2 protein-coding genes and 1 other annotated feature are annotated in these 5,188 nt (G+C 41.9%); both genes read left to right on the forward strand.

The window, feature by feature from the left end; translation table 11 throughout:
* Positions 1-174 precede the first annotated feature (174 nt).
* Entirely contained in the window at positions 175-3,249 is a 3,075-nt protein-coding gene (locus BFI01S_RS20765) for an efflux RND transporter permease subunit (RefSeq protein WP_061794288.1), read from the forward strand.
* A gap of 78 nt (positions 3,250-3,327) precedes the next feature.
* Positions 3,328-3,543 (forward strand) — a binding site (T-box leader).
* Between the two features lie 54 nt (positions 3,544-3,597).
* Entirely contained in the window at positions 3,598-5,034 is a 1,437-nt protein-coding gene (gene proS, locus BFI01S_RS20770; protein ID WP_061794289.1) for a proline--tRNA ligase, read from the forward strand.
* The last annotated feature ends 154 nt before the right edge of the window (positions 5,035-5,188 follow it).

Raw genomic sequence — 5,188 nt, forward strand, 5'->3', positions numbered from 1 at the left:
AAAAGCCCCCCCGCTGATTGAAGTTTCACTTTATCGGCGTCAAAGGAATAGCGATTTTTAAACTTTAACAAAGTGGCATGTTAAAGTTTTTTTTTGGAAACAGTCTATCAATTGATAGGTTTGTATAGTTTTTGTATAATTTATTTATAAATTAATTATAAAGGAGATTAAAAGATGAGTTTTTTAACAAAGTTCAGTTTAAAGAATGCTGTTGCGGTCTTTATCATTTCATTTTTATTAATCACTGGCGGTATTTACTCTTTTTCAAAATTAAAAGTGGACCAATTTCCTGATATTGAATTCCCGCAGATATCCATTGAAGCGGTATACCCTGGTGCATCTCCATCTGATGTGGATAAACAGGTAGTTTCGAAGCTTGAAGATCAGCTGGATTCCATTGAGGGTGTAAAAAAGATGACCAGTTCTGCTTATGACAGCATTGGGATCATTAACCTGGAATTTCCGTTTGATACAGATCTCGATAAAGTGGAACAGCAGGTGAGTTCGGTTATTGATGAAGCCGGATTGCCTGAAGAGGCTGAAGTGAAATTAAACCGCCTCTCTTTTGGTTCTTTTCCAATTTACAATATTTCATTTTTCAGCAAGGACGGGGAAAGCATAGAAGCTGTCATGAAAGATGGTGTCATTCCTGAATTAAATAAAATAGAAGGAATCAACAGCGTATCTGTTGCAGGCTTAACCGATAATCTTGTTCAAATTACGGTCGATAAAGAGAAAGCAGCAGAAGCAGGATTATCACTCAGCAGCATTAAAGAGCAGATCAATGAAAAATATCTTTCTTTCCCGGCAGGTGAGCTGACGGAAAGTGAAGAGCAAATCCCGATCCGTGTAGAAGAAAACCTTGATTCTATTGCAAATCTGGAAAATCTTCAGCTTCAGCCTGCTTTTGGCGGCGCTCCAGCTGCAGGTGCCGGTGGCGGAGGAGAGCAGGGCAACCAGCAATCTGCTGGTATTTCGCTAATGGATATTGCAGACATTGAGCCAATAACAGATAAAAGTGAATTAGCCCGTTATAATCTGAAAGATTCTTTATCCATGGCGATCACGAAAAAACAGGAAGCCAACACCGTTGAAGTGGCAGACAAGGTGACGAGTGTGCTTGAAAAATACGATGATCAGCTCGACTACGAAATTGGCATCGACTCTGCCAAGGATATTGAAAAGTCTGTCAGCACATTAGTCAAAGAAGGGCTGTTAGGGGCACTATTTGCGTCCATTGCCGTTCTGGTTTTCCTTCGCAATGCCAGAGCGACCATTATCGCAGTCGTTTCCATTCCTTTGTCCATTCTGATTGCAGCGATTTTTCTAAACCAAATGGACATCTCATTGAACATCATGACACTGGGCGGAATGGCTGTAGCTGTAGGGCGTGTGGTGGATGACAGTATTGTCGTCATCGAAAATATCTTCAGGCGGGTCCGCAAATCCAATGAGGGAATGTCCGATAAAATTATTCTGGAATCCACCAAAGAAATATTAAAGGCGATCACCTCATCAACATTAACGACCGTTGTGGTATTCCTTCCAATCGGCTTTGTTGGCGGGATAACAGGGAAATTCTTTTTGCCTTTTGCTTTAACGATTGTGTTTTCCCTTTTAGCATCGCTGCTGGTTTCCATCACGATAGTGCCGATCCTGGCAAAATTTTCGTTCAAGAAAGTGCCGGCTGAAGAAAAAGAGGGAGCTCTTCAGAGGTATTATGGCCGTTTAATTGAAAAATCGCTCAATCACAAGTTAGTTATCTTATTTATTTCGCTCTTATTGCTTGTTGGTTCATTAGCGGTTGTGCCTTCTTTAGGATTTACGTTTATTCCTAATGAACAGTCCAAAACGCTGACAGCATCGATTGAATTGCCATCATCCGCTTCACTGGAAAAAACAAATACCATCTCACTGAAGGTGGAAGAGATGCTGGATGAGCAGAAAGAAGCTGCAGATGTCACAGCCGCTATAGGAGCCCGGGATTTTGCCACAGGACTGCGGCTTGAAAACAAAGCAAGCTATTTTGTTAACTTAAAAAATAATGTAAATGTGGAGAAAACGATTAAATCAATTGAAAGTAAAATAGAAGATATCTCAGAAGAGCAAAACGCTGATTTGAAGATTAGTGTCCAGGAGCTGGAAACAGGCGGGCCTCCTTCGAATAATAACGTGGATATCGACTTATTTTCCAATGATTTAGAGGCGCTGCAGAAGGCTTCCAAGCAAGTGGAAGAGTATATGCAGGAAAATAATGACCTGAAATATATTACCAACAATTTCAGTGAAAAGCAAAAACAATTTTTAGTGGAAATAGATTCTGAGAAAGCTAGTGAATATGGTTTGTCAGGATTCCAGATTCTTGGAACTGTCAGCGATCAGACGAAGCCCGTGAATGTTGGGACGCTGCTGCTCGATGATAAGGAGCAGGAGGTTCAGCTGTCCTTTGATAAAGAACTCGGGTCAAAAGATGAATTGGAAGAGGTTACTCTATTTTCTCAAAGAGGACCAGTCCCTCTTTCAGAGGTGGCTGAGGTAAAGGAAATCGATACCTTCACATCGATTCAGAAACTGGACAGCAAGGTTTATGCCCGTGTTTCAGGCCAGGTAAAAGGAAATGATGTGCAGGCAGTATCATCAGAGGTAAAGGCGGGAGTGGAAAAGCTTGATCTGCCGGATGGAGTATCCTTAACGAGCGGCGGAGGCAACGATGAAACAGTGGAGATTTTCCAATCACTGGGGATTTCCATTCTTGTGGCAATCGGGCTTGTGTATTTAACCATGCTGATTACCTTTGGTAAAGCCCGTATTCCATTTATTATCCTTTCATCACTTATCTTTGTTCCAATTGGTTCGCTTGTATCACTTTACATTATTAATGAGCCTCTTTCTGTAAGTGTGATGATTGGCTTCCTGATGCTTATTGGAATTGTCACAACGAATGCGATTGTGCTTGTTGACCGGATCGGGCAGAACAGAACGAAAGGTTTGCCTATTAGAGAGTCGTTAGTTGAAGCAGGGAAAACAAGGTTACGACCAATTTTAATGACAGCATTTGCGACAATTGCCGCATTAATCCCGCTGGCATTGACTACCTCATCAGGAACACTTATTTCAAAGGGCCTTGCGGTAACGGTCATTGGCGGTTTAACATCATCCACACTGCTGACGTTAATAATCGTTCCTGTTGTGTATGAATTATTTTTCCTGAAGACGTCTAAGATAGAGAGAAGAGCTGAGGCGAAATGATGGAGGGGAACACTACATCAGGAATTTATTTCTGCCTGTATTGAATTACTCATCACAAGTTGGTATATTATCATATATATGTAATCAATGATGTGATCAAGTAAATAAGGATTGTGAAACAGAAAATATAGCCTGGGCTGAGAGCTATATCACCCCTCCTTATTGAAACCTGCCACGGAGATGTTAGGAAAAAGCTAACCGGGTCGTTTCGTTATTAACGATTAGAGGGCTTTAGATTTTGTAAAAGCCGAACTAAGGTGGTACCGCGTCTATTAGCATAAAGACGTCCTTTTGAAGGACTCTTTATGCTTTTTTTATTCTTAAAAATAGTTTCAGGAGGAAAAGAAGATGTCTCAAAACACCAACAACTTTTCAAAATGGTATCTGGAAACGATACAAAAAGCAGATTTATTTGATTACACCCCTGTTCGCGGGTGTATCGCCTTTAAGCCTGATGGCTATGAAATTTGGGAGCATATTCAGGCAGAGATGGATAAGCGTTTTAAGGAAACCGGCCACCGCAATGCCTATTTTCCGATGCTGATTCCGGAGAACTTTTTTCAAAAGGAAAAGGATCACATTGAAGGATTTTCGCCGGAGCTTCCGTGGATCACAGAAGCGGCAGGAGAGAAGCTTGAGGAGCGTCTGGCACTGCGCCCAACTTCTGAAACGATGATTGGACATTTGTATTCCGATTGGATTAAAAGCTACCGGGATCTGCCGGTCTTAATCAATCAATGGGCGAATGTGTTCCGCTGGGAGAAGAAAACACTTCCTTTCATCCGCACATCAGAATTTTTATGGCAGGAAGGCCACACCGCTCATGTGGACGAAGAAGAAGCGCGCCAGGAAACGATGCAGATGCTCGAGATTTATAAAGAAGTGGTAGAAGGCTTGCTTGCCATTCCTGTGTATGATGGGCAAAAAACACCATCTGAGCGTTTTGCAGGTGCGGTTGATACGTTCTCTATTGAAGCGATGATGAAGGATGGAAAAGCGGTACAGGCGGGAACTTCCCATTACTTGGGCACAAAGTTTGCGGAAGCTTTTGATATCAAATATTTGAACAAAGAAAATAAACATACTTTTGTCCATACAACATCATGGGGTACATCCACACGGTTAATCGGCTCTGTCATCATGGTTCATGGTGATGAACAAGGCCTTGTTCTCCCTCCAAGAGTAGCACCGACTCAAGTCGTGCTGATTCCAGTCGGCCCATGGAAAAAGAACCCTGCGATTATGGAGAAATTAGATGAAGTGTTTGCTGCATTAAAGGCGGAAGGAATCCGTGTACGCCTTGATGATTCCGATCAATCACCAGGCTATAAATTTAATGAGTGGGAGCTAAAAGGCGTGCCTGTCCGCATAGAGCTTGGCCCTCGTGATTTAGACCAAAATCAATGCTTAATGAAGGCGCGTGATCTTGGGGACAAAGTGGCTGTTCCGCTTGATTCTGTTTTAGATAGCATCAAAAAAGAGCTTGAAACCATGCAGACTCGTTTATTAGAAAAAGCTAAAGAATTCCGTGCGGAGCATTCGCACACACATATCGATACAATCGAGCAGTTAGAACAGCACATTGCACAAGCTGAACAGAATGATGCCATACCAGGATGGATCTTAGCCGGATGGTGCGGTGATGACGCCTGTGAAGAAAGTGTAAAAGAAAAAACAAAATTCACGACACGGAACATCCCGTTCAACCCGCCGGCAACGAAAGATACCTGCATCCATTGTGGAAAAGAAGCGAAGCATACAGTTTGGTTTGCCCGGGCTTACTAAGCTGGGAATTTGAAATAATGATGTTAAGGCCGCCTTACTTGAGGCGGCCTATTTCTTATTGCTTCAAAGCTTACGAATTTTACTTTTTTGCTTTGGATATTCTGTTATAATCATATATATCTAAAAATTTAGATAATTACAGTTGTATTAAGGA

The organism is Cytobacillus firmus NBRC 15306, assembly GCF_001591465.1.
GTDB lineage: Bacteria > Bacillota > Bacilli > Bacillales > Cytobacillaceae > Cytobacillus > Cytobacillus firmus.